At 60.9% G+C, this 26,813-nt stretch carries 17 protein-coding genes; all 17 read right to left on the bottom strand.

Features of this window, described 5'->3' with window-relative positions; all coding sequences use genetic code 11:
- Window positions 1–66: 66 nt before the first annotated feature.
- Window positions 67–795, bottom strand: coding sequence for a DUF637 domain-containing protein (locus ACP7E3_RS27485; RefSeq protein WP_260476659.1), 729 nt, complete (start codon window positions 793–795; stop codon window positions 67–69).
- 371 nt (window positions 796–1,166) lie between these two features.
- Window positions 1,167–1,643: a lytic transglycosylase gene (locus ACP7E3_RS27480; protein ID WP_082107815.1), complete on the bottom strand. Its 477-nt coding sequence runs from the start codon at window positions 1,641–1,643 to the stop codon at window positions 1,167–1,169.
- On the bottom strand, window positions 1,643–2,038 hold the full coding sequence (locus ACP7E3_RS27475) for a hypothetical protein (protein WP_126587703.1): 396 nt from the start codon (window positions 2,036–2,038) through the stop codon (window positions 1,643–1,645). The genes ACP7E3_RS27480 and ACP7E3_RS27475 overlap by 1 nt, the downstream gene beginning before the upstream one ends.
- Window positions 2,039–2,127: 89 nt before the next feature.
- Window positions 2,128–2,490 carry a hypothetical protein gene (locus ACP7E3_RS27470; RefSeq protein ID WP_096131191.1) on the bottom strand — a complete coding sequence of 121 codons (363 nt, stop codon included), beginning with the start codon at window positions 2,488–2,490 and terminating at the stop codon, window positions 2,128–2,130.
- Window positions 2,491–10,233 (bottom strand): DUF637 domain-containing protein, encoded by a 7,743-nt coding sequence (locus tag ACP7E3_RS27465; protein ID WP_426124980.1) that lies wholly within the window; start codon window positions 10,231–10,233, stop codon window positions 2,491–2,493.
- Window positions 10,234–10,264: 31 nt separating this feature from the next.
- Entirely contained in the window at window positions 10,265–11,986 is a 1,722-nt protein-coding gene (locus tag ACP7E3_RS27460; RefSeq protein WP_102618703.1) for a ShlB/FhaC/HecB family hemolysin secretion/activation protein, read from the bottom strand.
- A gap of 432 nt (window positions 11,987–12,418) precedes the next feature.
- Window positions 12,419–12,901 carry a poly-beta-1,6-N-acetyl-D-glucosamine biosynthesis protein PgaD gene (pgaD, locus tag ACP7E3_RS27455; protein WP_046385105.1) on the bottom strand — a complete coding sequence of 161 codons (483 nt, stop codon included), beginning with the start codon at window positions 12,899–12,901 and terminating at the stop codon, window positions 12,419–12,421.
- Window positions 12,898–14,244, bottom strand: coding sequence for a poly-beta-1,6-N-acetyl-D-glucosamine synthase (gene pgaC, locus ACP7E3_RS27450; protein WP_046385106.1), 1,347 nt, complete (start codon window positions 14,242–14,244; stop codon window positions 12,898–12,900). Before pgaC ends, pgaD begins: the two co-directional genes overlap by 4 nt.
- A gap of 2 nt (window positions 14,245–14,246) precedes the next feature.
- Window positions 14,247–16,244 (bottom strand): poly-beta-1,6-N-acetyl-D-glucosamine N-deacetylase PgaB, encoded by a 1,998-nt coding sequence (gene pgaB, locus ACP7E3_RS27445; protein ID WP_426124977.1) that lies wholly within the window; start codon window positions 16,242–16,244, stop codon window positions 14,247–14,249.
- 12 nt (window positions 16,245–16,256) lie between these two features.
- Complete coding sequence (gene pgaA, locus ACP7E3_RS27440) at window positions 16,257–18,737, bottom strand: poly-beta-1,6 N-acetyl-D-glucosamine export porin PgaA (protein WP_057006045.1); 2,481 nt, start codon at window positions 18,735–18,737, stop codon at window positions 16,257–16,259.
- A gap of 302 nt (window positions 18,738–19,039) precedes the next feature.
- Window positions 19,040–20,536: a YdgA family protein gene (locus tag ACP7E3_RS27435; RefSeq protein ID WP_079442589.1), complete on the bottom strand. Its 1,497-nt coding sequence runs from the start codon at window positions 20,534–20,536 to the stop codon at window positions 19,040–19,042.
- 149 nt (window positions 20,537–20,685) lie between these two features.
- The gene (locus ACP7E3_RS27430; protein WP_026139839.1) at window positions 20,686–21,318 is read right to left on the bottom strand and encodes a hypothetical protein; all 633 of its coding nucleotides are present in this window, start codon (window positions 21,316–21,318) and stop codon (window positions 20,686–20,688) included.
- Window positions 21,319–21,414: 96 nt separating this feature from the next.
- On the bottom strand, window positions 21,415–22,857 hold the full coding sequence (locus ACP7E3_RS27425; protein WP_426124974.1) for an efflux transporter outer membrane subunit: 1,443 nt from the start codon (window positions 22,855–22,857) through the stop codon (window positions 21,415–21,417).
- Entirely contained in the window at window positions 22,854–23,744 is an 891-nt protein-coding gene (locus tag ACP7E3_RS27420; protein ID WP_017845524.1) for an efflux RND transporter periplasmic adaptor subunit, read from the bottom strand. The genes ACP7E3_RS27425 and ACP7E3_RS27420 overlap by 4 nt, the downstream gene beginning before the upstream one ends.
- Window positions 23,741–23,950: a DUF1656 domain-containing protein gene (locus tag ACP7E3_RS27415; RefSeq protein WP_046385111.1), complete on the bottom strand. Its 210-nt coding sequence runs from the start codon at window positions 23,948–23,950 to the stop codon at window positions 23,741–23,743. Before ACP7E3_RS27415 ends, ACP7E3_RS27420 begins: the two co-directional genes overlap by 4 nt.
- Entirely contained in the window at window positions 23,947–26,025 is a 2,079-nt protein-coding gene (locus tag ACP7E3_RS27410; protein ID WP_261755607.1) for an FUSC family protein, read from the bottom strand. The genes ACP7E3_RS27415 and ACP7E3_RS27410 overlap by 4 nt, the downstream gene beginning before the upstream one ends.
- The gene (locus ACP7E3_RS27405) at window positions 26,022–26,453 is read right to left on the bottom strand and encodes a MarR family winged helix-turn-helix transcriptional regulator (RefSeq protein ID WP_177030631.1); all 432 of its coding nucleotides are present in this window, start codon (window positions 26,451–26,453) and stop codon (window positions 26,022–26,024) included. Before ACP7E3_RS27405 ends, ACP7E3_RS27410 begins: the two co-directional genes overlap by 4 nt.
- Between the last annotated feature and the right edge of the window lie 360 nt (window positions 26,454–26,813).

Below are 26,813 nucleotides of genomic sequence, written 5' to 3'. Positions count from 1 at the left end.
CTGTTCTTCCATCCAGAGTAAGAAGGTGCACACCCTGTGATTAAAAAGGCGAATAATACAAAGAGACTAATTCTGCGCACGTTTTTTCTCCGCTTCGATTTGAGGCCGATATTTGTCATAGATCGCACCATAGTTAACAAATAGCGCCGGGGGCATACTTCCAATATTTTCAAGAAACGACATTTCATCTCCCTTGTACGTTTCCAAATCACTCATCCATGTGTCATGCAAGGTCGCGAAAGAATTAAATCCAGGAACTTGATTTAACCCATTACTAATTGGAGTGCCATGACAAATAGAAAATATGCCACAGCCTTCGGTTAGATTGAGACCGATATTTTTACCATCTCTGTCTACCCCGTTGTAGACTCCACGAGGAACAAATCCATCAGGTAACACCTCGTATTCAGGCCCCTTCACTCTGTCGACTCCCGGTCGTGTATCCGGACCGCGCCCAGCGGAATATTGATAAATTTCAGTCAACGCTCCAGTGCCCGCGATCGTCAGCCAAGAGCTTTTATCTTTGCCGCTCAGCACGCCTTTCAACGCCGTATTCGCGGTATAGGCTTTAACCCGCTCCGCGTAACTCACCGTTTTATAGTTGCCCTCAGACGTCAACTCTCTGCCCCAACCGTCGGTGAAGGCTGCGCCAAAGCCGGCGATTACCGCACCCGTGGCATACCCTTTCAGAGCGTCTTGGCTCGTCACGTCCTTAAGCACCAGGCCAATGTTGCCTTTGTTGTTGATAGTGCTCGCCGCTGCGGTACCCGCCATGGAAGAAAGCGCGGGAGAAATAGGGGTCAGACCACCATTATAAGACTAAGAAAAAACAGCCTTCGGACGACATACCACTCCTCGGATAACTCTCTTTTTAAAGGACTGAACAATAGTCACAAAAACTCCATAAATGCAAAACGTGGTCTGACCCCTATTTCTGTTGAGATTTTGCTCCTGTTAAGGGGCGAAAAATCATGCTCAAAAAGGGCGTATTGAGCAGCTAGACCGTAGGTCGTCAGGGTGGGTGCAAAAGGGATGCAACTTGACTGCAGAAAGGAGGCAAGTAGGATGCAAAAAGAGTGCAATCAGGGTGCAAAAACACCGGCGCAAGGCCGGTGCCATATCAACTCAGACCCCTTAAAATTTATAATGGAACTCACCTGTCTTTTTCATCTGTCAGCTTTTGTTAAATTAGAGTAACAACCAAACTTGGGAAGTTTTTCATAATTTCGAGACGGCTCGAAACTTGATCTGGCCTCTTCAACCTCATGAGGATTAAATTTTTCTCGCCTAATAACAAGGCCGCCTTCCTCATTGAAAATATAGGACTCCCCACCTATGACCTCGTCTCCATCCCCTTCAAACTCACGATGAGTCGCCATAGTCAAAAATAAGTTATCCGAATCTGTTACTTGAAATTGGTAGGTCAGGTACTCACGACATTTTTTATCTAAAAAACCGACACCAACCATTCCTTTATCTATGGAGAACTCAACAAAGCAAGATGGCGCAGAGTCCGAGCCAATGAGAGCCGTATATGACTCACCCGAGAGATGCCTAGAATGTGCCAGAGATTCATCCATAGGCTCTATCGCAAACTTCTTCATCCGAAACCAAGTCTTACAATAATAAATAGGCAGCTCCATCAATACACCTTCCCATTAGTATCTCTAATTAAAACCCCTGCTTTATTGGCAGAGTCCAAGATGGCTTTTGGAATCACGCCATTCTGTGGAGGAACCTCCAGAATAACAGTACCTTGCAATTTTTGACCACCCAAAGACCCACTAGATGGAACTTTCGCAATGGTCGCACCAGAAGGGTATTTCGTAATGGCCTCACTTATGTAGCTCTTTGCTGTCGCCTCTGAAACCTCAGAAAGCTGTGTCAATTTACGAGAGACGATTTCGCCTTTTATGGGATTATACGAATCAACACGATAATAGCCATTCCCGTCAGGTCGCTGAATATAAACTTCGTTATTCGGGTAGTTTTTAGACTGTACCTTATTAAACTCATTACCCGCATCAAGCCGTTGCAACCATTCAGGTTTAGACGATGGAGCTACAACATCATCTACCTTTTCTGCAGCACCGCCAGTTGCTTTTGCACCAAGAAAAATTTATGAAATTAAGTGTTACCTAAATAAACGACCCCGTCCGAGAACTCCATAAGCCAAGGCTCAGTTGATGACGAACAAAATGCATTCAAGACGCGGCCGTCAGATAATTTAAAAAATGGATCAATTGGCTGAGCATCAATAAGCCAACCTACCTCAACAATGGATAAGCCTAAAAGCTCAGAAACATGGTCAAGGGCATCGTCATCCCAACAAGCGAACAGCAGCTCCCCCCCCTTAGACACACGCCACGCACTCTCAGTCCGAAAGCTCCAACCCGCCGAAAAAAGCATCAAAGTATCGCCATCCCAAAATACTCTTTCAATTTTCATAGGCAACAAAAGAGCCACAGCCTGCAAGAGTGTATTCATCATTTAGTCCACCTGTTCAATATGCGTACGCTCTCTAATCCACTGCTTCCGTTCAGCCTTCGATAAACCTTGCGGGGGCTGCGGCGGTTTTCCAGTAGTCGGATCAACAGGTCCGCCATTAGCGTTCTCGAATGATGCGCGCTGGGGACTTCGACCATCCGCCTGCATCACCCGAACTCGCGAACCATCAGGCAAGATGTATTGAGTTCCGACCACGTTTCCGCTGGTCGGAGAAACTACTGGTTTTGTTGGGTACCCTGCTGCTTCAAAATCAGCAATCATCTTAGACTGACTTTTAGGAAGATTCACTCCAGAGATGTGACTAATGGACCCCACATTTGCTTTTGCACCCTGCGGTACATCAGGACCCGCAGCTTCACCCTGACTACCCTTCCCTTTCCCTGCTCCAGAGCGCGAGGGTAATGTTACTCCAACTCCAGCCTTGATAGCCTCCGCCCCGAGCTTAACCAACACCCCACCGCCAGCAGAGCTGATATCTGCAGCAATTTTGCTGGAAGCGTCTAGGTTGCTCCCTATCACAAAACCTACAGCAGAAGCAGCACCACCCTGCCCCTGGGACCTAAGCTTACCTACCAGATCGACGAGTTTCTGATCATCGTTCGCCAACGAGATAGCAATACCCCTGCAGCGTTGCGGATCGCGCGCGCAGAGCGCATCCAATTCGTCATTTCTCTGCTGATCAAGGGCCGCATACCGCTCCCTAACCGCCCTTTTCTCTTGTTCCGTACTTTTGCTGTCAACCTCCCGAAGCATCTCCTCGACTTCTTTGTGGTAAAGGTAGTTAAACGTCGTCGCCTTCTGAGCAATCTGAGAGCCTTTCTCTAAATCACCATCAACCGCTGCCGCTGCTAACAACCCAGTCAGTTGTGAAAGCATCAAAGTGATGTCTTTATTGCCTTGGGCGGCCCAAGTTAATTGATTGATGAGCGCTTCATTCAACCCAGCCGCCGCAGCCCCGGTTTTGAAATCACTGCCGGTCGCTTCCGCCAGCAATCCGCCCATCAATGCATGAGCAATGATCTTTTGAGGGCTTCCATTCGGGAACGTGACGTAGTCACCCACCCAATTAAAACCGGTAGCCATCGCAACGTTGCCAGCCTCTCCCAGCAAGGCAGCATTGAAATTGTCGCCGAAACTTCCGCCCTGGATGGCCGTAGAAATCCCGCTAGAGATTACCGCCCGACCTCCAGTGCGCAGGGCGATATCACCCGCTGACGTCCAGGTGAAAATATCTTTGGAGGAGTTAGTAACCGCCAAGGTTGAGCCCGCACTCGGGTTAACACCTTGGACGGTGCTAGTACTTGCACCTGCTTTGTCGGCACCAGCGAACCAATTAGTGTCGGCATACTCCAGAGCACCCGCCGTAAAACCAGCAACCGCCGCGCTTTTAAGACTGTCGGTACTAACGGTTTCCTTCAAAGCCCTGCCGAGGTTGCCTTTGTTGTTAATGGTGCTGGTAACACCCGTAGTAGAGAAGCTCGTAGCGACCGCCAGTTGCCAGCCACCTAGACCAAAACCAGCCGGGCCCATGATCGCCGCCATCATGATCGCAATCGCAATCTTGGCACCGGCACCCAGCCCCGAGTTGTCGTACTTGAAGCTCTCGTGAATCTCCTTCACCTGGCGCCAATCAATGTCGCCATGTGCCTCAGCTTGCTTCAGCCAAGCCAGATTGGGATCAGCCTTTACCATCGCATCAACGGTCTGGCTTACGGTCTGCTGATCAACCTGTTTGACATCGATGCGAATGCCTTCGGCGGCCTTGATAACAAGCTGCCCTTGAGCAACCAGCTCGCTCTGACGCAGGGTTTCATCGGTATTGCCTTTACCTTTGGCGCTGAACCAGGAGAGGTCGCTTTTACTCTTGGTGTGGCTCTCATCGTGCAGGTCCTTGACTCCTTCAAAGACGATCGCACCGCTGCTATCGAGAATGATGTCCTTGCCGCTGTTGAGCTTGGCGACTTGGTACAACTGGTCGCCACCACTTTTCAGAGTGAGGTTTCCGCCCGCCTTGATCTCGGTGCCTACTTGAGTCGTGCGGGTTACTTCGTCCATCTGCGCCTTTTTAGCGCCCCAGCTTCCCTTCTCCTTCATGTCATACAAGGTATGCGTACTGTTCTCAGCCGCCAGCAGATTCATCTGCTCCCCGCTGTACAAATACGCTTCATTCCCCGCACTGATCTTGCTCGCCACCAGCGTCGTATCACGCCCGGCCTGACTTCTGAAATCCCCACCCGCGGTCAACACACTGGCCACTTGGGTGGTCTGCTCATCCGTCGTCTTGATGCGTTTTTTGCCGTGTTTTTCCTTACCTTCAACACTGTGCACATCGCTGACCGACGCCACGTTGAAGTCACGCCCGGCGTCGATGTTGAAGTCTTTGCCGGCGGTGGCATTACTGCCGATGATGTTGACGTCCTGCCCGGCTTTCATGTTGAGGTTGCCGCCCGCCGTGACGCTGGCGGCGAGGTTTTTGACGTCGGTGGTGATGCTGGATTTTTGCCCGCCGTCGCTGAAGGCGTGTTTCACGCTGGTGTCGCTGACGGGCAGGATGCTGATGTCGCGGCCGGCGGTTAAGGTGACGTCGGTGCCACCTGCCAGGGCGCCTCGGGTGATGAGGTCGCGCCCGGCGTTCATGGCCAGGTTTTCGCGGGCGACGATGAGGCTGGTGCCATTGTCAGTGAGGGTGCGCATGCCCGCGCCGTCACGCACCTGGATGGCGGTGTTGTCGTTGGTGATGTCGCCTCTGACCGCCGCCATGCTCACTTGCTTGCCGCGAATTTCGCCGGCCATGGCATTGCGGATGCTGTCCTGGGCCAGCAGGCTCAGGTTGTTGCCGGCTTCGATCAGGCCGCCGTTGTAGAGACTGCCGCCGGCGGCGGCGGAGAGGTTGTTGCTGGCGCGCAGGGTGCCGACGTTGATCAGGTCGCCGCCAGTGAACAGGTTGAGGTCACGGCCCTGGATCAGGCTGTTGCCGCGCACGTTGCGCGACTCCGCCTGGGCCAGGTAGAGCACCGGCACGAGGACGGTCTGGCCGTCGACCACGCGGTTTTCCATCCACACGATGTCGTGGGTCAGGGCGCCGACTTGCTGGCCGGTGAGGGTCACGCCGAGGCTCAGGCGCAGGGCGTCCTTGCTGGCCAGGGCGTTGTCCATCAGGTAGCGGAACTGGTCGGCGTCGCTGGTCAGGCCGCCGGCGAGGAAGCGTTGGCCGGTTTGCGCGAGCACCGCGTCGCGGATCAGGCGGCTTTCGTATTGGCCATCACCGAGGCGGCGCCAGGCGTTGTCGCTGGTGAAGCCGAGTTTGCCGAGCATGTAGTCGGAGCTGAAGAAGCCGGTGAGGCTGGCAAATTCCGGGTTGGTTTCGATCAGATAGTGGCTGGTGGGGTCGGCGTTTTTGACGAACAGGCCGTACTCGCCCTTGGGCAACTGGAAGTTGGGCGCGGTGGTGGGGTCGACCGGGGCGAAGGCCACGCCGGTGTAGTCAACGGGTACGAAACCGCCACCCGCTGCAGGGGTAACCACCGGCAGTACGCTGCCAGGCGCCTGGGCGCCGGGGTTGTTGGCGTGTTGGCTCAGGTTGATGTTGATGCCACCGACCGGGACACCGGTCTGGTCATCGCCGAGGGTGCCGGTCAGTTGCGCCAGGGTGTTTTCGTGCAGCGTGCCGTTTTGCGTTTTTCGGGTGACTTTGGAAAGGTCGACCGTACCACCGGCCTGAAGCGTGGCGTCGTACTCATGGCCGGCGTTGGGGGTCCAGGTGGTGACGTCGCTTATGTAGGCGAAAGGAAAGCTATTGGGTGAGCGGTTTTTCAGCTCTTCGAAGCGCGCCTTATCGAAATGCCCAGCCGCCGTGGCCGCATTGAAAGCGGGAACATCGACATATTGCATGCGTTCAAACAAATCGTCGGAAACGCGACCTGGCGTGCTGACGACAATCTTGCGCTGCCCCGTGCGCGTAGCGGCGCCCTGGTTGAGCAAGTCACCGGCGGTGATACTCAGGTCGCCATTGGCAGCCATCAGGCTGTAGCGGTTCTGCACATTGTCGCCTTGCAGCAGCATGTTTTTGCCAGCCACCAGGCGCGCCGCCACCGAATCTTTGGTCGCCGCCTCAAGGTACGTCTCGTAGATGGTGATCAGGCCTTTTTCCCAGTTGTCTTTCTCGCCGCAGTGCTGGCCACAGATCCAACTCAAGCTGCCTGTGGTAAGCGTCTGCCCGAGTTCGAACGCATCTTTGGCGTTTTCGATAAAGCCTGCATTGATACCGATCGAGCCTTCGCTTTCCACGGTGCCGGAGCGGTTGCTGAACAGCACGGCACGCCCGCCATCCTGTGCGGCGAAGCTCAAGTTGCCTTTGCTGTAGACATCGCCATAGAGGTTGCTGAAACCATTGCTGCGCAAGGTCATATCGCCGCCGCTGAACAACAGCGAATCGGCAGCGTTGGTGATGCCATTCACGGCGGTCAGGTTCACCGCGCCCTGGGCGCCCAAGGTGCCACGGTTATTGATCTGCGCCGCCGCGATATCCAGTTGCTGACGTGCGGTGAGGAAACCGAGGCTGTCGAGGGTGCCGGTCAGGCTCAGACGGGTGTCGGTGCCGGCCAGACGGCCGCCGTTCTGGCTCAGGTTATTGGCTGTAACGGTGAGCGTTTGCAGGGCCGATACGCGGCCGCTGTTGGTCATGTCGCCGGCGGTGATGCTCAGGTCACCGTCGCTCAGCAGTTCGCCGCCGTTATCCAGGCTGGCCACGTCGATGACCAGGCCCTTGCCGCTGGCCATGCGGTCACCGGCTTTCAGCGCCAGCGCCTGGCTGCTTTTATAGGTGATGACTTCGTTGAGTTGCACACGGCCCAGACCATCGACCTTGCCGAATGCCCAGTCGGCTGTGCCCATGCCGTTGATGTTGCCCTGGCTGCCGGTGAGGCTGGCGGTGTGGACGCGCATCAGGCCGCTGCCGGCGTGCTGCAATTGGCCGGACTGGTTGTTCAGGCTGGCGGCGTCGAGGCTGAAGCCCTGGCTGCCAAACTCCAGAATGCCATTCTGGTTATTGACTGCGCCGCTGACGTTGATGCTGCTGGTGATCCCTTTCAAGGCGCGCAGTTGACCACCCGCGCTGTTGTCGAGGTTGCCGCCACCGACGGTCAGGCCCTGGTTGGCCTCAATCAGGCCGCCCCGGTTGGTCAGGGTGTCGCGTGACGTGAGGTTGAGCTGATTGCCGCTGAGCTGGCCGCCCGCACTGTTGTCGAGGGTGGCGCCGCTGATGGTCACCTGCTCTTTGCCGAACAGCTTGCCGCCGCGGTTGGCCAGGGCTTCAACGGTCAGTTGCAGATTGCCGATCAGGCTCGCCATCAGGCCGTCGCTGCCGTTGTCGACCGAGTCGGCGGTGACGGTCAGGGTATCGCCCTGCACGGTGCCGCCCTGGTTGTCCAGGCTGCCGGTGGTCAATTCGGTGAGGGCGCCGCCGCTGAGGATCAGGCCTTTGCGGTTGCTCAGCTCTTGGCCGCTGTAGTTCAGGCCGAGGTTGCCGGCCAGCAGTTGGCCGTTATCGTTGTTCAGATGCTGCGCGGTGATGTCCAGGCGCTTGCCACGCAGCAGGCCGCCGCTGTTGTTGAGGGTGGTGAGCTGTTTGACCAGCACGCTGCGTTCGCCAGCGTCAATCGCGCCACCGGTGTTGGTCAGCAGGTCGCTGATGTTGAGCGTCACGTCACCGGCATCGCTGATCAACGAGCCTTTACCGCTGTTGTTGAGGGTCCCGGCGGTCACATCGACGGCGTTGCCCAGCACGGTGCCGGCGCGGTTGTCGATGTCACCGGCGGCGAGCAACAGTTGCTTGCCGACGATCACGCCGCTCTGGTTATCCAGGCTCGCGGCATGCAGTTCAATATCGCCCTTGCCTGCCTGCAAACGGCCCTGTGCGTTATTGAGCTGTTGCGCAGTCACGAGGGTAAGCTTGCCGGTGTCGGCGCTCAGCACGCCATTGGCGTTACTGCTGAGGCTGCCGGCGTTGAGGTTCAGATCCGTGCTGGCCTGGGCAAACCCCTGGCTGTTGTTGAAGGCATTGGTGACGTTGAGGGTGAGCGCGCCGGCGTCGGCCTGGATCAGGCCCTTGAGGCTGTTATCCAGGTCAGTGGCGTTCACGGTGGTGGCGCCGGCGACCACTACGCCGTTCTGGTTGTTGAGGCTGCCCGCATTCACGGTCAGATTGTTGGCGATGATTTGTCCGCCGTTGTTGTTGAGGTCGGCACTGGTGAGCACCAAGCTTCCGCCGGCCATTTCGATGCGGCCCTGGCGGTTATCCAGCGAGGCGCTGTTGAGACTTGCGGCCTGGCCGTCACCAAAACGAATCAGGCCGCCGAGGTTGACGATGGCCGGCGAGTTGAGCGCCAGGCTTTGTTCGCCAAACAGGCGTGCCGTAGCGCCCTGGTTGGTCAATTTGGCGCTGCTGACGTCGACGGTTTTGGCCTGGATGATCGCACCCTGGTTGGTCAACGCCTGCGCGGCGGTAATCGCCAGGTTGCGGCTGGCCAGAAGGTTGCCGGTGGTGGTGACGGTTTGCGCGTTAATCACCAGGTCGCCGGTGGTATTGCGGGTGTTGTCGGCGGCGACGCCGGCTTCGATGATGCCGGGATTGTTGACCGTGGCCGCATTGATGTCGATGCGTTGGCCGGCGGCCACACTCTTCTGGTTGACCAGGGCCTGGGCGCTGGTCACTTGCACGTTGCCGGCGGCGTAGACCTTGTCGGTGAGGTCGACGTTCTGCGCCGTGACCTTGACGTTACCGGTGGCTTGGGTTTGCGCCATGCTCAAACGCCCATTGGCATCCAACTGAATATCCCCACCACTGGCCGCCAACGTACCGTCGAGCTTCACACCCACGCCGGCTTCGGTGCCGACCAGTTTGATCGCGCCGGCGTACATGCCGCCCAAGGCGCTGGAGTCGATCGCCAGTTCCGGCTTGGCACTGCCATCGTCGGCGCGCGCGGTGGTTTTCAGGCTTTGGGCATCGACGTCATTGCGCCCGGCGATCACGGTCAACTCGCGCGCGTTGATCTGCGCGTTGATCTTGGCCGAGCGGGTGATGATTTCGAAGCGGTCGACGTTGCTCGCGTTCAGGCCCTGGCCGTCGATGGTCACCGCGCCGCCGTCGACCTGGTAGCTTTTCAGTTGACCGGTCGGATCGATGACGGGTTTGCCGGTGGTCAGGGTGGCGTTGGGGGTGTTGATGAAGCCGCAGCCGTTGCAACTGATGCCGTAGGGGTTGGCGACGATGACCTTGGCCGACTGCCCCGCTACTTCGGTGTAGCCGCGCAACTGGCTGGGGTTGCCGCCGTTGACTTCGTTGAGGATGACGCTGGCCGCGCCGCCCTTGAGGTTGGGGTTGCCGACGATGTAGCCACCCAGCTGGGTGTTGGTCACCGCGCCGCTGGCGTTGTTGAGGATCACGCCGTTGGGGCCGACGTTGTAGTCCTTGAACTGGTTGTGCGACAGGCCACTGCCGTTCGGTGTGGCGATGTTCACCACCGGCACGCCATTGCCCGCGGCGCCGACGGTGGTGCCGGGCGCGCTGACCACGATGCCCTCGGCCTGGGCCAGCAGCGGCTGCCAGAACAGCGCGTTGGCGAGGATCAATGCCAGCCCGCGCTTGGGCAGGCCGAAGAACGCGTCGCGCGGCTTCAGGGCGGCAGAAGGTTGGCGGGCCAGGAAGGCAAATTGGCGAACATCCATTTTCAAATTCTCGATGTAACGGGGCGTTGAATTACAGGAAGAAATCCATGCGGAAGTAGATCGGCGCTTCGCGCTCGCTCATCACTGCCGGGCGTTCCAAAGAATGGGCAAACGTCACGCTGGTGCTGACATGTTTGCCCCGGGCGAACAGCTCCAGGGAGTTGCTCGAGACCCGACCGTGTACGTCGCCGTTGTAGCGACCGTGGCTGATCACACCTTGGTCGTAGCCGACGCTGGCGCCGTATTCGGCAAAGGCCGGGCGCAGCCAATCGAGCGTCACCGGGCGCGCCCAGCGCACGTCGTTGCGCCAGTAGCCGCCGCTGTCGCCGCTCAGTTGCTGGTCCTTGAAGCCGCGCACCGAGGCTGAGCCGCCGAGGCTGATGCGCTGTGGACTGAACAGGATGTCTTCACTGCGTTGGCCGGTGGCCAGGCTGGAAAAGCTGAACGACTCGCCCCACAGCGTGAACGGCTGCAGGAAGCTGGCGGTGGCGGTGTATTTGCGATAGCGCGCGTTGGGCTGCCGATTGCCAGCGTCATCACGCTCGTCCTGGGCCTGGGCATCGAGCAAGCCGATGCCGTTCTGCATGCCCAGGTCAACGTTGACGAACCCGCTGCCGATGCGACGCCCGTGGTTGAAGCCCAGTTGCAATTCGCTGAGGCGGTTGCTGCTCGAGGCGGTACGGGTATCGAGGATGTAGTTGTTGGTGCGCAGGTGCGCCACGCCGACGTTCAGCGATGTCTTGCTCACATCGTCACGATGGACCACCCGCTCGGCGCGCAACTGGTGATTCTGGTTGTCGCCGTTCTGCTTGAATTTGTAGTCGTTGGTCACGCCAAAGGTGCGGTAGTCGCTCTCGTTGTAGGTGTAACTGAAGTTCCACCAGCCCCACGGCACGTTGTAGTAGAGCATGCTGTTTTTCGAGGTTTTCTGGTGGTCGCTGACAGCATCGTGGCCGCCACGCAGCACCAGTTGGTCGGCCAGGCCGAGCGGGCTGTCCCACTCCAGGCCGGCGCCCCATTGCTGTTCGCCGGTGCTTTTCTGCCCATCGTTGTTGCGCGACAGGCTGGCGCGCCAGGGCTTTTGCGGGGTGTTCTTGACCACGACGTCACTGCCGCCTACCTGGGTGCCGGGGGTCAGTTCCATTTGCGCCTGCTTGGAGGGCAGGCGGTTGAGCTGGTCCACCAATTGCTCGACTTCGCGCAGGTTGAGCGCCTCGCCGACCTTGCCGGGAAAGGCCATGGCCAGCTCGCGATCAGTCACGCTGCTGCCTTGGGCGCCTTTGAGTCCTTCGAGTTTGCCTTCAACCACCAGCACCTGGAGGTGGCCGCTGGAAAGGTCTTGTTGCGGCAAGTAGGCGCGGCTGGTGACCCGGCCTTTGTCGATGTAGTAATCGGTGATGACCTTGAGCAGTTCATTGAGCTGCGACACGCCCAGGCACTGGCCGACATAGGGTTTGAGCAGGCGCTCGCGGTCGGTGGCGGGCAGGCTGTCGGCGCCTTTGAGCGTGATGTCCCGGATCGGGAAGCAACGGCTGTCGGCGGGAGTGGCCGGGGCCTGGGGCTTGGCTTCTTTGCCGGGCAGGTCCTTGAGCTCGTCGAGGCGCCGGCGCTGCTCGTCGAGCAGGCGGTTCTGGCGGTCGCGGATCAGGTCCTGATCGCCCGGCGTGGGGGCGGCCGTGGCGCTGTTCAGGCTTAACCAGGCGAGCAGCAAAGTACACAGAAGATACCGAGTCCGTGGCAATAACAAAGACATGTTCGATCCGTCGAAAATCAAGGCGCGGCAAACTAACATCGAACTTCGGCTGACCCAAGGAACTGGATTAGTTGCACGCAAGTTCTAGATAGTTCTGCAACACACTGATTTATAACCATAAAAATAATCAAAACAGATAAGCAAGCGCTCACCGGAAGTATTATTCCGACAAACGGCAACTATTTTGATGTTGATTCAGCGAATAACTTATTAATTGCCACTACTTGGCCATCAAGTTATTACCGAGTTAGGTTAGTACCGGGAAAGACGGAAAAGTTCGCAGGAGTTTTGTGAACCAGGGCTCATTTATCGAGATTGCAGGGCAAACCGATTGGCGACGAGCGGCAAACCTGATGCTGCAGAACCGCTGGAGGCGCTGTAGAGCCTCGCCGGGGCTCCACAGCGACCACAAAGAGCGGCGTGGTTTGGCCTTCAGCCGATGTCCTTGCCTTTTTCCTGGCCGGGCACCAGGGTCAGCGGCGGGCGTTCCACGTCGCGGGAGACATGCGACTTCACGTCCTCGACGCCGCCATGCTCGTCGTTGTGGATGACCAGCACACCCGGCCTGCGCAGTTGCTCCAGGGCCCCCTCGTCCAGCTTGAAGCTCTCACTGAGGTTCTTATCACTGAGCGCATTGGCCTCGGCGCGGCGCTGGGCGAACTTGCGTCCCTTGCGTTGCTGGTAACGCGCCCAACTGATCAGGATCACAGCGTTGAACAGGGCGATCCACAGGTAGATCTGCAGGGTGTTGAGCGCCGCGAAAATCGGCGCTTCCAGGCGCGGGCCACCATGGCTGTCCAGCATCGACGTAATGCCGCGCACCAACAACCAAATCAGCCCGGCCCAGGCCAGCAGGGTCAACACCACATCGATAACCCACATCACCGGGTTTTGACGAGTTCTCACCAGTTTCATGATCTCGCGTCCTTATTGACAGGTTTGATACCGCGATCCGGGCTGACCCAGCGCGCACGCTTCTGATGCTGCTTGAACAACACCTTGGGAAAACTGACCAATGTGGTGAACAAGCTGACCAGCCAGAACACCATCGGGTACCACACGGTCCAGAACAGGGTTTTCCACAGGTCTTTTTCGTAGCGCCGGTCGATCAGGATGCTCACGGCAAACTGCACCAGGCACACCATCGCCAGCACCAGCCCGGTAAAGGCCGGAGGCACCAGGGAGTCCACCGCGATCGCCGGGGGCAGCACGATGAACTTACCCACGGCCCAGAAGATCACCGACAACAGGAAGGTGAAGGCCCAGCCGGTGGACAGGCAGTATTCGAACAGCAGCGGCCACAGGTAACGATGCCGCCATTGCCAGATGCCACGGATGTTCTTGAACAGCACTTCGGCGCCACCCTGGGCCCAGCGCAGGCGCTGTTTCCACAGGCCGCCGACGGTTTCGGGCATGAGAATCCAGCACAGGCCGCGCGGCTCGTAGAAGATGCTCCAGTGATCGAGTTGCAGCTTCCAACTGATATCGATGTCTTCGGTGATCATGTCGGTGCTCCAGTAGTCGACGCGGTCGAGCGCCTTTTTACGGAACGCCACCACCACACCGGAGACCGTGAAGATCCGCCCGAACACACGCTGGGTGCGCTTGATCAAGCCGATGATCGAGGAGAACTCGCCGACCTGCACGCGGCCGATCAAGGTCGAGCGCGTGCGGATGCGCGGGTTGCCGGTGACGGCGCCCAGGCGCGGGTTGTCGAGCATCGGCGCCACCAGGTAGGCCGCCGCGTTTTTGTCGAGCAGCGCATCGCCGTCGATGCACACCAGGTACTCGCTGCGCGCCGCCACGGCGCCCATGCGCAAGGCCACGGCCTTGCCCTGGTTCTGCGCCAGGTGCAGCACCCGCAGGCGCGGATGCTCCAAGGCCAAGGCATCGAGCACCGCTGCCGTGTTGTCCTTGGAGCCATCGTTGACGGCGATCACTTCAATGTTCGGGTACACCTGGCCCAGCGCCGCATGAATGGTCTCGGCGGCGTTATCGCCTTCGTTGTAGCAAGGGATGATGATCGAGATCAGCGGGTTGCCGGCCAGGGTCGGCGCCGGCGTGTCTTCTTCCCACGGCCAGTGGCGCTCCCAGTGCAGCCAGAAGTACAGGCCGCCGGCGATCCACAGCGCCGACATGAACAGCGGGTAGAAGAACACGAAGTCCATCAGGAATTGCCCGGTGATCAGGAAGATCAAGCCCAGGGGCACGCCCAATACCAACGCCAGTACGAATAAAGCCAGGATTCTATCGAACATGGTCAAGGGTTCCATTGGTTGGAAAGGGCCGGACGCACGGTTTTCAAGTCCGGGGAATTTTCCAGGAAGTTGTCCGGGTAGTAGCCAAAACTCGTGACCCCCTGGCGTTTGAGCACGCCCATCCATTCGGCCAATTGCGCACCGTTCAGGTCCGGCGCGGCCTTGGTGCGCCAGTCTTTGGCTTGCAGTTCGAATACGGTGCGTTCCAGTGCGCCGGGGCGCGCCTTGACCGTGGCGACCAGTTTTTCCAGCCAGGCATTGGAATTCTTGAGCGTCTCGCCTTCCATCAGCGGCATGGCCATCGGCGCGGTCCAGTCATAGGTCTGGAGGAAGTCGTCGAGGTTCTGCGCGAACCACGCTTCGCTCTGCGGGTTGAGCATCGGCTCGGCGAAGATATTGCGCGCGGTCTGCACCTGCGGACCACCGATGGCGCGGACCTTGGCGGTCAGCTCCTGGGTGAAGTCGATCAGGTAACGACTCTTGACGCGCGTCCAACGCTGCATCACCGCCGGGTCGGCGCGCAGGGCCGCGATGCTGGCGGGCAGGCCGTTGGCGGCATAGACCTTGAGCGCGGCGGGGCTGGCGTCTTCGAAGTCGGACAGCAGCGCATCGTCGTGGTACAGCACGCCGTCGATGGCATTGTTGCGGGCCAGGTCCTCATAGATCTCGCCAATGATCTTGCGCACCTGCGGGTCGAACGGCGACAGGCGCTGGTATTGATCCGGGTCGAGGCCGACCTTGCCGGTCTCCGGGTCCCAGCGGGTCACGCGCGGCAGCTTGGGGTCGAGGGCGAAACTGAGCACCGGCATCCAGGCATACACGCTGGCATGGGCACGGGTGTGCAACTGCCAGGCGACACGGTTGAACAGGTCGGCACGCACCGGCAAGTGGCGGTTGGGGAAGTACAGTTGATGCACCAGGCCATCACCCTTGGGGTCGGCGAAGGCTTGCAGGAACACGGTGCCCGCGCCCATGTCCACCACGCGCTGCACCAGTTGGTCGAGGTTGCGCGCTTGTTGGGCCGGGTCCGGGTCGTAGACGTTGTCCAGGTCCACATGCAGCACCCGCAGCGGTGCCTGGGTTTGCACCGCGACGATGCTGTTGGCGAAATGTTCGCCGTCCGGGTCGGACGCCACCAGGAAGCGCGGGCTGTTCATCAGGTTGGACGAGCTGTCGAGGCCGTCTTCCAGGGTCAGGGCCATCTCATAGCCCTGCTCGCCGACGATCGCCAGCGAGGTGCCCTTGGCTGCGCCGTAGGGCCATACCCACACCCGCGGTGCCTTGCCGGTGACGCTGCGGATCTTGTTGGAGATCGCCACGACATCCGCGCGCATCCGCGCCTCGAACTGCGCCTGGGTTTCATAGCGGCCGGTGGCCGGATCGAAGCGCAGGGAGGTCGCCGCCGGCTCCAGGTTGCCCTGGGGGTTGGCCAATATCCCTTTGTGACTGGCATCGGTGTGCGCGGCGATTTCCACCAGACCCGAGCGGGACACTTCGCGGATCTGCGCCCAGGTCAGGAACTCACCCCGCGGGCGCGGTGAGCCGGCGAAGTCCACCGGTTGGTTCATCGGCGTGTCGATCCAGGTGCCAACCGGCGCGAGCAGGGCCGGCCAGTGATAGGCCCGCAGTATCGGCATCACGCGGGTATAGAAGCTCGAATAGCCATCATCGAAGCTGAGCATCACGGCTTTCGGCGGCAGCGCTGGACCGCCACGGCGGGCCGCGAGGATCTGGTCGACACTGACCGCCTGGTAACCGTTCTCCCGCAGCCAGGCCAACTGCTCGATCAAACGTTCGGTACGCACCGCCACCACCGCCTGGTCGGGGTCGCGATCCTCGACGTCGTGATAGGCAATGCCCAGGAAATGGTTTTTCGGCCACGGCACTTCGTTGGCCGGGGTCGGCCGCTCGGCGGGTGGAGTGAAAGGGGCGGGCTGCTGGGCGCAGGCACTGGCCAGCAATACACCCAGGACCAGCAAGCAACGGCTGAGGACAGTCATGGTCAGGCTCTTCTAGAAACGGTAAGTGAGGTCGACGAGCAGGCGCAGATCGCGTTCGCGATCACCGTCATAGGGTCGACTGATCAGGCTCAGGTTGGCGCCGGCTTCGAGAACGTCGTTCCAGCGAAAGCGTTGGCCGTAACCGATCAAGCCGACACCGCCGGTGGAATAATCCCTCTGGCTATACGTACCCGCTCCGACTTGGAACTGCTGACTCCACTGGGTCTCGTAGCGGTGATAGAGCACATGGTTGACGGTGACGGTGGGCAACACGCTGAAGTCCGACTTCGGGTTGAAGTACACCGTGTCGGCCTTGCTGTTGTGGCTGGCGCTGACTTCCAGGCCCAGGTCCACTTGCACGCCCGGCGAGCTGTAGATGCCCTCGCGGCCAGTGAGCAAGGTTTCGATGCGGTCGTTGCCGTCGCTGAAGTGGGACGGGCTGAGGGACAGCTTCCACTCACGGCTTTCATTGGCGCGCCAGCGGATGAAGCCGCTGCCGCCGTTGGCCGTGATGTCGGCATTCAGCGCACGCAACGGTGTGGTGGCCGAGAGGTAATCGAGGCTGCCGCCGTATTGCCAGTTATCGTTGATGTCGCGGGCGATCGACACGCGCGCGCCTTGTTTGGAGCCAAAGCCGTAGGAATGGTTGGACACCTCGGCTTCCAGGGTCATGTCGCGGGTCCGCCGCTCCACGCCCACGCGCTGCCAACGGTGCTGGCCGGTGCCTTCGGAAAAGTCGGCGGTGGCGTAGCCGGCGCCGGCGAACAGGCGCCAGTCTTCATCAATGGGCGGCGTGTAGATCACGCTTTCAATGCCCCAGTCACGGCTGCCGGTGACCGCGCCCACGTCGCCGTTATTACCGCCGCCATAGCTTTTGCCGGTGTAGGCCTCGACGCGCACTTCGGCCATGTCGTGGACGTTGCGCAGGCGCTGGAGACGCTGCACCTGGCGGCTGTCGGGGTTGCGGGCGATGACGTCGTCGGCGAGCACGTCGAGTTGGCGCCACTCCTGCAGATCCATGGCGGTGTAGGCCTGGGACACTTCCAGGCTGATGTCGCGCGGCACCTGGGCTTCGGTTTCCTTGAGGGTCGCTTCGGCGCGCCGTGGCAGGTCGCGGGCGCGGTACATGTCCGCCTGGGCCAGGCGCAGGCCGACGTTGCCCGGAGCCCGTGCCACCAGGGCTTCCAGGCCGGCTTCGCTGCCCGGCAGATCGCCCCCGTACACGCCGGACTGCGCCGACAGTTGCTGGGCATCCATCCATGCATCGTTGGGGTTGCCGATGGGCAGGCCTTTGAGTTCGACCCGCGGTTTCTGGTTGTCGGCGAGGGTAGTGGCAACCTTGCGGGCTTCGACACCTTTGTCGCTTTCCTGCAGGGCATAGAACAAGGCCGTGCTGTCTTCGACCCGGTCATCGGGCTCGGCGTCGGTGGCGCTCAGTGCCTGGCGATACAGCGGCTCGGCCTTTTCCGGCTGGCGCTGGTCAAGGTAGGACGCCGCCACCCAGCGCACCGCGTAGGTCGGCAATTGCACGCCTTCGGCCGTGAGGGTTTCGTACTCGCGAATCACCTCGGCGGTGCGCGCCCGGGCCTTGAGTGCGCCCAGGCGGTCGATGCGCCAGCGCACCACGTCGTCATGGGCGCTGGCATCGGGGGTCCAGCGGGTGAGCAATTTGTCGTAGTCCTGCAGGGCGCGGTCGGCGATCACGTAGCGTTCTTTCTCGGTGCGCGTGGCGAACTCGGCCATGCGTACCCGTTCGGCGGCCAGGTCGCCTTCGAGGCGGCGCTGGGTGACGGGGTCGAGCAGGCCCGGGCGCTGGGTCGCCAGACGCAAGGCCGGCTCCGGCAGGCGGGCCTTTTGCAGGGCGACGATGTATTCACGGGCGACCTCAGGCTTGTCGCCGGCGCGGATAAACGCTTGGTCGAACTCGAACAGGGCGTCGTAATTCAAGCCGGCGCGGGTCAGCGCGTAGCCCAGGGCCATGCGCCGGTTGGGGTCGTCGGGCTTGGCCGCGACCATTGCGCGGGTGCGCTGCACGGCCTCGCTGGCTTGGCCGCCGTCGGCCTGGGTCAACGCCAGGCCGAGTTGCAGGTCGGTATTGTTCGGTTCACGCAGCAACGCCTGGCGATACACCGCCTCGGCCTTGGCCCACTGCTGTTGGTTGCGATAGGTGCGCGCCACCGTGGCGAGCGCCTGGGGCGTGAGGTTGCGATTCTGGCCCTGGGCCTCGTACACCTTCAGTACTTCGGCGTCCTGGCCGGCCCACCCGGCGATCACCAGATGGTCGCTGACCTGGCCCGCTGTCTGCCGTTCGGCAGGCAACTGGCGCAGTTGGGTCAGCGCGGGGGTGAAGTTGCCGTTGCGCGCCTGAATGATCAGGGCGTCATAGGCCGGGTCGGCCACGGCGAAGGTGGGCATCAGCAACTGACTGCACAAGGCGACCCCGATGAGCAGTCGCAACCGGCCTGATGCACTGAGTGGAGGGTTTGGCAACATATCGCGAGCTTCCTTACACACGGAAAGCTGTAACGATAGGTGGTCCTGAGCAATTTGCTGCAGGGTGCCGGCGTCTCGGGACCCGGCCTAGCTTTCCTGTGGGAACTATCCCTCAAGAAAATAGGAAAAAGTCCAATTCAGAACAATTGTTCAGAATTGCCCGACATCCTGAAAAAAATCAATGTGGCGGCGGACTTACCGAAGATAACGGGGCTTCAGCCAATCGCCATGGCGACTATTTGACCCGTTTCACCCGCAAACCCGCCCCCGCTTTTTTTATTTCTGACCGCAGCAGAATATTTTTACTGCGCGCCGCCCATCGCACCGACTTTGGACATGACGAAGGAGAGGAATTGCTCAACCGTCATCTTCTGGCCGTTGAACGTCACTTCGTTGTTGGCGTAGTGCAGCTTGGACACCACGTCGCTGCCGACCAGGGTCGCCAGTTGCGTACCGACGGCCATGCCGCTGATCATCTCGCTGGCCATCTGGGATTGCTGCTCGATGGCTTCAGGGTCGGTCACACCACCGAGCTGCGCTTGCAGGGCGGCAACGTCGGCGATCATCGGCTTGGACAGGCTCAGGTTGGCATCGAGCAACGCGATGATCTGCTTGCCCAGCTCCAGCGGTGGCAGTTCCATGCTGCTTGGCTTGGCCAGGTCCACGACCAGGCTGAATTTGCTTTCGCCACGGGTGGTTTTCAGCGACAGGTTTTCCACCGCCACTTGCGGCTTGGCGGCCAGCAGTTGGTTGACGTTGGTATCGGCCAGGGCCTGCTCGGCGTCGCTCAGTTGCAGCTCGGGTACCGGTTCACCGGCGGCAGCGGCGGCCTGCACGGGTGCCATCTTGTCCTGATAGAGCTTGGTCAGCACCAGCATCGACGGCACGTCGACGTTCTTCATGCTCAGGGCCATGGCGGCCGAACCCACGGGTTTGCCCTGGTAACCGATCTCGTCGATCTTGTAATCGACGCGCCCGGCCAGGTTGTTGTCCTTGGTGTCGCTGGTGTCTTTCTGCTCGAAGCCCTTGAGGGTCAGCACGGCCTTCTGCGGGCCCATGGTGAGCTTGGTGTCGGTCAGTTCCACGGTGTTCTGCCCGGTGTAGAAACCGAACGTGGATTTTTCCAGGTTGCTGGCCACTGTCAGCCCGGCCAGTTCGGCTTCGAACGGCGAGCCATTGGCGTCGACGACGGCGACCTTGAGGCTGTTCATGTAACCGTCGGCCTTGACCTTCTTGCCTTCGGCGCTGCTGTCGAAGTTCAGGTTGGCACCGGAGAAGCTCACCGACGACTTGTCGTCCTTGAACGCCAGGGGCAGCAATTCGACGTTGCCGTTGACCGAGAGGCTGTAGCCGATGTTGGCCACGCCCTTGAGCGGCGACACGTCTTTGGCGGCGGCAAACCACTTCTCGGTGGTGGCGTTCTTTTCCAACTCATAGTGACTGGTGGCCATGACCGGCAGCCATTTCAGCGTGACCAGGCGCGACAACGGCAGCGGGCCGTGTTCGATATGGTCGACGAACAGCAATTCAGGGTTCGGGTTGTCTTCGCCGAAGACCGCACCTTGTGCTTTCAAGCGGTAATGGGCGGTGCTGCTGAACACGCCACGCTCCAGGGACACCAGCTCAAGGGCCATCGTGCCGTCGACGCCGGCCATGGAGGTCTTCAGTTCCTTGTTGGCGTTCTGGATCGCGGTTTGCAGCACCGGTTCCAGTTGCTTACCGGTGTACCAGGCGCCGCCTGCACTGACGACGCCAACGGCGACAACAAAACCCAAAAGAACGACTGCTGGCTTATTCATGAGGTGACCTGATCAAATCCTGTGAGAAGTGGGCTGTCTTCCTTGAACCCCGAGTGAGGTTGGCTCAAGCCCGCCGAAAAACGGGGGGAAGATTAGCACTGGCGGCCGCGAACGGCCCAGACTTTCAGAGGGATCAGTTCCACGCAAGTTCAGGAATATTCCGTTTCGATCTCGTCCAACTGGTGGTCGAAACTCTTCAACCGGGCAGTCCAGGTGTACACCAACACCTCGAATTCACGGTGTATCACGGCATTACCGGGGGTATCGACCTTGGGGTCGCAGAAGTCCAGTTGGTAGCGTTCGCGGGCCATCTGCGTGGCCACATCGGACAATTCCCGCGCATTATTCAGCCAATGCCTACCGTCGGCGACCTGCCGATCCAGCAGCACGCATTGTTTTTTCAGGGTCTCGAGGCTTTTTTCCAGGGGCGTGCCGGTCAGGTCGCCCATGACTTCCTGGAAGGTGCGCCCGGGCTGCCAATAGCTGCCCCAGAAATAGCGGTCGAACACGGTTTCGACCCGCCGCAGGGCGACCTTGGTGTCCCAGATCGCGACGCGGGTCTTGCCTTGTTCGAGGAGTTTTTTCTTCACCTTTTGGTTTTGGTAGGACGCCCAGGCGACGACGCCGATGGACAAGGTGCCGATCACCAGGCAGGCGCTGTCGAGAAACACCATGGCCGTGTCGATTCGGTGAGCGAGCATGACGCCGTAGAAGTAGGCCGCCGATAACAACACCAGTGCGAAGCACACGCACCAGAAAGCGGGAGCATAAGGGTTTTTCATTATTGGAATCCCCATGAGCAAACGCGAGCTGTGTCAGGCGGGCCCTCTGCCGGTCAAAAAGCATGGCGGCCCGCTTGTCAAAGCATAGCTAGCTGCTCAGGGTTTGCCGGGCTGTGAGGCTTGCGTTCGTCCGCTTTCCCAGCCGCCGCCCAGGGCCAGGAACAGATCGATCTGGCTCATGGCAACCTGGGTGTTGGCCGCCGCCAGTTGCGCGCGCACATCGGTGTAGGTGCGCGTGGCTTGCAAGTCGGCGAGGAACGATGCGCGGCCGGCCTGGAAGAAGCGGTGGGTCTGGTCTGCGGCTTCCTTGGCCGATGCGTCGGCTTCGGCCAGGGCATCGCGGCGCTGTAACTGCGCGGTGTACTGCGCCAGGCCGGTCTGGGTTTCACGGATGGCGTTGAGCACCACCCCGTCGAAGTGCGCGAGGGCGCCCTGGGTCGCCGCTTCGGCTTCGTGGATGCGCGCGCGGGCGCCGTTGGTCGGCACGGTCCAACTGATCATCGGGCCAAAGCCCCAGCGGTTGGTGGCCGGCGTGCCGAGATTTTCGAGCAACCCGACCGTGCTGACCGAGGCACCGATGCTGATGTCCGGGTACAGCGCGCCCGTGGCCACGCCGATGCGCGCAGTGGCCGCGGCCAGTTGGCGTTCCGCCTGGCGCACATCGGGGCGACGCTTGAGCAGCGTCGCGCCATCGCCCACCGGCAGCAGTTGGGCGATGTGCGGGAGTTCGGCGCACGTACCGGTGCCCGCCGGCAGTTGCGCCACCGGCTTGGCCAGCAGCATCGACAGGCGAAACAGCCCGGCCTGGCGCGCAGCTTCGTAGCGCGGCATGTCGGCGCGCAAGGATTTGTACTGGGTCTGCGAGCGGGTGACCTGGGTTTCATCGCCGCGCCCGGCGTCGCGCAGGCGCTGGGTCAACGTCGTGCTCTGGGCTTGCAGGTCGAGGGATTCGTTGGCGATCGCCAGCTCTTCGTTGGCCGCGCAGACTTGCGTGTACGAACGCACCACATCGGCGACCAGGGTGATCCGCGCAATATCGGCCGCGGCCTGGGTTGCGTCGGCGCTGGCCTGGGCGCTTTCGATGCCGCGCTGCAAGGTGCCGAACAGATCGAATTGATACGAGGTGGCGATCCCCACGCTGCCGATGTTGCCCACCGGGACTTTTTCCGAGAGTAAAAACGCTTCGCCGGACTCTTGCAGGCGCTGGGCTTCGGCCTTGGCGCCGGCGCTCCAGCCGCCGACGGATTCAGCCTCCTGCACCTGATAGCGCGCCCGCTGCAAGTTGGCGGCGGCGACGCGCAGGTCGGTGTTGGAAGCCATGGCCTGGCGCACCAGTTCATCCAGGCGCGGGTCGTTGTACAGCTTCCACCAGTCCGCCGGCACCGGCGCCGAGACCACGTTAGCGCCCTCGCCCGCCAGTTGCCCTTGCAGGTCGCCACGGTTCATGGCGGCCTTGTCCGGCAGTCGATAATCCGGGCCGACCACCTGGCAGGCTGACAACAGCACACCCAGCGCCGCGGTTGCCAAAATCTGCTTCATGGCTGGGCTCCGTCCTTGGGCTTGTCGCCGATGATCGACACCGTCGCGGTGCGCCCGGCGATCATGCGAAAGTCCGCCGGCACCTCGTCAAACGCGATACGCACCGGAATCCGCTGGGCCAGGCGCACCCAGCTGAACGCCGGGTTGACGTTGGGCAGCAGGTTGGCGCCGCTGCTGCGGTCACGGTCCTCGATACCGGCGACGATGCTCTGCACATGGCCGTGCAGGCGGGCGCCGTCGCCAATCACACGGATATCGACGCCCATGCCGACGTGGATGCCGTCGAGCTTGGTCTCTTCGAAGTAGCCGTCGATATGGAAGGAGTTGCTGTCCACCACCGACAGCACCGGGCGCCCGGCGGTGACGAACTCCTGCGTGCGCGGCGCACGGTCGTTGACGTAGCCGTCCACCGGGCTGCGGATCACCGAACGGTCGAGGTTGAGTTGCGCCGAGTCCACCGTCACTTGCGCTTCGGCCAGGGCCGACTGGGCACGGGCGACGCGGGACTGGCTTTCTTCCAGTTGCTCGCTCGGCACCAGGTTGCCCAGGCCACGGTTACGCTTGTACTCGCGCTGGGCCTGGGCCAGGGTTTCCTGGCGGTCGGCCACGGCGGCCTGGGCCTGGCGCAGGGCCAGTTTGAAGCGGTCCTGGTCGACGGCGAACAGCACCTGGCCTTTGCTCACCAGTTGGTTGTCGCGCACGTCGACGCGCTGGATCAGCCCGGACACGTCCGGGGCGATCTGCACGATATCGGCACGGATGTGGCCGTCACGGGTCCAGGGCGCAAACATGTAGTACATGACCATGCGCCATACGACGACGACCGCGAAGCTCACGATCAACAACGTCAGGACGACACGGCCGATGGTCAAAAAAGGTTTTTTCATGTCATCAGGTATCGACTGAGTGAGTCCACCGCGCCCAGCAACAGCGCGTAGAGCCCCACGTTGAACAATGCCCGGTGCCAGACCAGGCGATAAAAGTGCAGACGGGTCAACAACCCGTGCACCAGCAGAAACAACACGTAAGCAATGCCCATCAGCACCAGCAGCGTGGGCAGGAACACCCCGCTGATATCCAGATCACCGATCATAAAGGCGCTCCATCAGGCAGCGGCGCCTCGGTCTCGGTGCCGCCAATCAATTCCACGCCGGGCAACAGCGCCAGGCGCAGACCCGCCAGGGCATGCAACAGATGCAGGCGGGTGTCGTCTTCGTCTTGCAGGCCTTGGCCGTTGAGGGCGCGGCGCGTGCGGTCGAGGGTCATCAGCAGGCCGCTCGGCGAGGGCAAGCGTCGGCCCGCCTTGAGGCAGGCCTTGTAGTAAGCGCCGACGCCTTCCACCACTTGGCCGAGCAACACCCGCGGCACGCCGTAGATCCGTGGCGAGTAGGCCAGCAGGTCGAGCAGGTTCAGCGCCACGCGCAAATCGCGCAGGGCGACGCCGGTGTCATGGCCGATGATGGCCAGGCGCGGCAGGTGCTGCATCAAGCGGTCGAGCATTTGCGCGGCCAGGTGCCGTTGTTCGGCCAGGTTCGCCGGTTCGGTCAGGCCGACGATGTCGTGCCAGGTGAACCGGGTCAGGCGCTTGGCGGCCAACTCGGCACCGAAGGGCCGCGCGATCAGCGTCCACACAAAGGCAAACAGCAGGCCCACGGGCCCGGCAAGGTTGACGTTGGCGAAGTTGAGGAAGTCGGCGTCATAGGCGCCCTGGATGCTGATGAACGACGAGGTGTTCACCAACGTCAGCAGCATGCCCAGGTAGAAACGCGGTTGGACCGTGAGTGTGCCGATGCAGATAAACGGCACCGCGAACGCCAGCACCAGCATGGGGAAATCGTGCAGGTTGGGCAGCACCAGGAACAGATACAGGCTGGCGAACAGCACCGACATGGCGGTCCAGAAAAAGAACCGGTAGATCTGCGGCGCCGGGTCGTCCATCGACGCAAAGAAGCTGCAGGCGACGGCTGCCAGGATCACGGCGCTGCCGCCGTCAGTCCAGCCCAGCAGAATCCACAGCACCGAGGCGACGATGATCGCAGTGACGGTGGAAAACGCCGAGTAGAACATCAGGCCACGGTCGAGAAAAGGCGTCAGGCGGCCCAGGCGCCAGTGGCGGTAAACGGCGCGCCAGGTGTCCTGGCTCTCGCATTGGATCGCGGCCTGCAGGCTGCGGCAGTCTTGCCACAGGTCGATCCACTCACCCAGGCGATACAGGGCGTTGGAGAACAGCAGCGTGTGGCGGTCGTCCAGCGCTTCGCCTGCCGGTTGCAGCGCGTCGAGTTGGTCACGCAGGGTGCGCCAGCGCTCCAACGGGGCCGACTCGGTGGTGCTTTGCAGCCACTGATCCGTGGCCTCCAACAGCGGCGTGAGCGTTTCGAGAAACTCCGGCGCACGGTGTTCGATGGCGTATAGCGCATCGTCGAGCGCATCCACCACCGGCAGCAGGTGGATCATCCGCCCGCGCAGTTCCTTGGTGTTGCGCACCGTCTGCGGCCGGGCGCCTTCGTGGGGCAACTGGCCGATCATCAATTCCAACGTGTTGAAGGTGGCGACCATACCGCCGCGCAAGGCGCTGACTTCGTCGCGCGCCACGTTGCGGCTCATAAAGCGCTGGCTGTAGACCTGGGCGTCGCTGAACCACTTGGCCACCGAGCCATCGAACACCGGCATCAGGCGCCGCGGCCAGAACATTGCGCCGACCACCGCCGCCACCGCGATGCCAAGAAAGATTTCCTCGGTGCGCGCTTCAGCCACGTCCCACACCGTCAGCGGGTTATCCACCACCGGCAAGGCGATCAGCGGCAAGGTGTAGCCGGCCAGCATCAAGGCGTAGTTGTTCGCGGTGCGCAGGTGCATGGAGAGAAACAGCAGGGTGCCCGTCCACAATGCAATCACCACCACCAGCAGGTAGGGCGATTGCACAAACATCGGCACGAACACCACCGCCGCCGCCGCGCCCATGAAGGTGCCGATCGCACGGTACAGCGCCTTGGAACTGGTCGGCCCGACAAACGGGCTGGAGACGATGTACACCGTGGCCATCGCCCAGTACGGACGCGGCATTTGCATGAGCATGGCGATGTACAACGCGATCATCGACGCCGCGAACGTGCGTACCCCGTAGAACCAGTCCTTGGCCGGCGGCATGCCGGTAAAAAATCCTCTCAAGATGGCGCAACCGCAGGGTATTGATGCGCGACTTCGAAGGCGCGCAACACGCGCAGCGCAACCTCCATGTCCGCAGGCGCGATATCGGCCAGCACGTCGCGGCGCAGGCGCACCAGTTGCGCCTCCACCGCCTGTACCAGCTCACGGCCCCGCGCGGTGAGGCTCAAGGCCTTGGCGCGGCGGTCGTGGGTGTCTTCGCTGCGGCACACATAGCCGCCGCTGCACAGTTGGTCGAGCAGGCGCACCAGCGACGGGCTTTCCATCCCCGAAGCCTGGGCCACTTTGACTTGATGCACCCCGTCGCCCAGGCGGCCGATCATCAGCAACGGCACGGCGCAGGCTTCGGAAATACCGTAGCTCACCAGCGTGTTCTGGCAGATTTTGCGCCAATTACGGGCGCCCACCACCATGCTGCTGCTGAGGTTCATCTGGAGTTGTTCGAGGGTCTTGGGCACTGGATCGTTCGCATACAGTTAGTTTGCTAACTATCAATATGGTGGATGGCGCTAGATGCGTCAAGTTTTGAAACAAATTTAGCGGATGGGTGGTGTCGGTAAGTAAAGCGACTTTCAGTGTGAGGGTTGGATCTTCAACGATAGCCACAACGCCGCATGACCCATGTGGGAGGGGGCTTGCCCCCGATAGCGGAGTGAAGGCAATACACGATTGACTGATCTGCCGCTATCGGGGGCAAGCCCCCTCCCACATTTGGATCGGTGTCGGCTTCAGGATTGCTGTGCAACCGGCTTATTGACCGCTCAGTCTCCTAAGTAGCTCTGCCGGAAAAT

It is taken from the genome of Pseudomonas sp. PSPC2-3 (assembly GCF_049898265.1).
GTDB lineage: Bacteria > Pseudomonadota > Gammaproteobacteria > Pseudomonadales > Pseudomonadaceae > Aquipseudomonas > Aquipseudomonas veronii.
This window is presented reverse-complemented; position numbering and strand designations above follow the sequence as displayed.

Coding starts and splice junctions, on each gene's coding strand:
- ACP7E3_RS27470 (WP_096131191.1), bottom strand. CDS start 2,490: ATGATGAATACACTCTTGCAGGCTGTGGCTCTTTTGTTGCCTATGAAA.
- pgaA (WP_057006045.1), bottom strand. CDS start 18,737: ATGTTGCCAAACCCTCCACTCAGTGCATCAGGCCGGTTGCGACTGCTC.
- ACP7E3_RS27425 (WP_426124974.1), bottom strand. CDS start 22,857: ATGAAGCAGATTTTGGCAACCGCGGCGCTGGGTGTGCTGTTGTCAGCC.
- ACP7E3_RS27465 (WP_426124980.1), bottom strand. CDS start 10,233: ATGGATGTTCGCCAATTTGCCTTCCTGGCCCGCCAACCTTCTGCCGCC.
- ACP7E3_RS27435 (WP_079442589.1), bottom strand. CDS start 20,536: ATGAATAAGCCAGCAGTCGTTCTTTTGGGTTTTGTTGTCGCCGTTGGC.
- ACP7E3_RS27405 (WP_177030631.1), bottom strand. CDS start 26,453: ATGAACCTCAGCAGCAGCATGGTGGTGGGCGCCCGTAATTGGCGCAAA.
- ACP7E3_RS27460 (WP_102618703.1), bottom strand. CDS start 11,986: ATGTCTTTGTTATTGCCACGGACTCGGTATCTTCTGTGTACTTTGCTG.
- pgaC (WP_046385106.1), bottom strand. CDS start 14,244: ATGTTCGATAGAATCCTGGCTTTATTCGTACTGGCGTTGGTATTGGGC.
- ACP7E3_RS27420 (WP_017845524.1), bottom strand. CDS start 23,744: ATGAAAAAACCTTTTTTGACCATCGGCCGTGTCGTCCTGACGTTGTTG.
- ACP7E3_RS27480 (WP_082107815.1), bottom strand. CDS start 1,643: ATGGAGCTGCCTATTTATTATTGTAAGACTTGGTTTCGGATGAAGAAG.
- pgaD (WP_046385105.1), bottom strand. CDS start 12,901: ATGAAACTGGTGAGAACTCGTCAAAACCCGGTGATGTGGGTTATCGAT.
- ACP7E3_RS27415 (WP_046385111.1), bottom strand. CDS start 23,950: ATGATCGGTGATCTGGATATCAGCGGGGTGTTCCTGCCCACGCTGCTG.
- pgaB (WP_426124977.1), bottom strand. CDS start 16,244: ATGACTGTCCTCAGCCGTTGCTTGCTGGTCCTGGGTGTATTGCTGGCC.
- ACP7E3_RS27430 (WP_026139839.1), bottom strand. CDS start 21,318: ATGAAAAACCCTTATGCTCCCGCTTTCTGGTGCGTGTGCTTCGCACTG.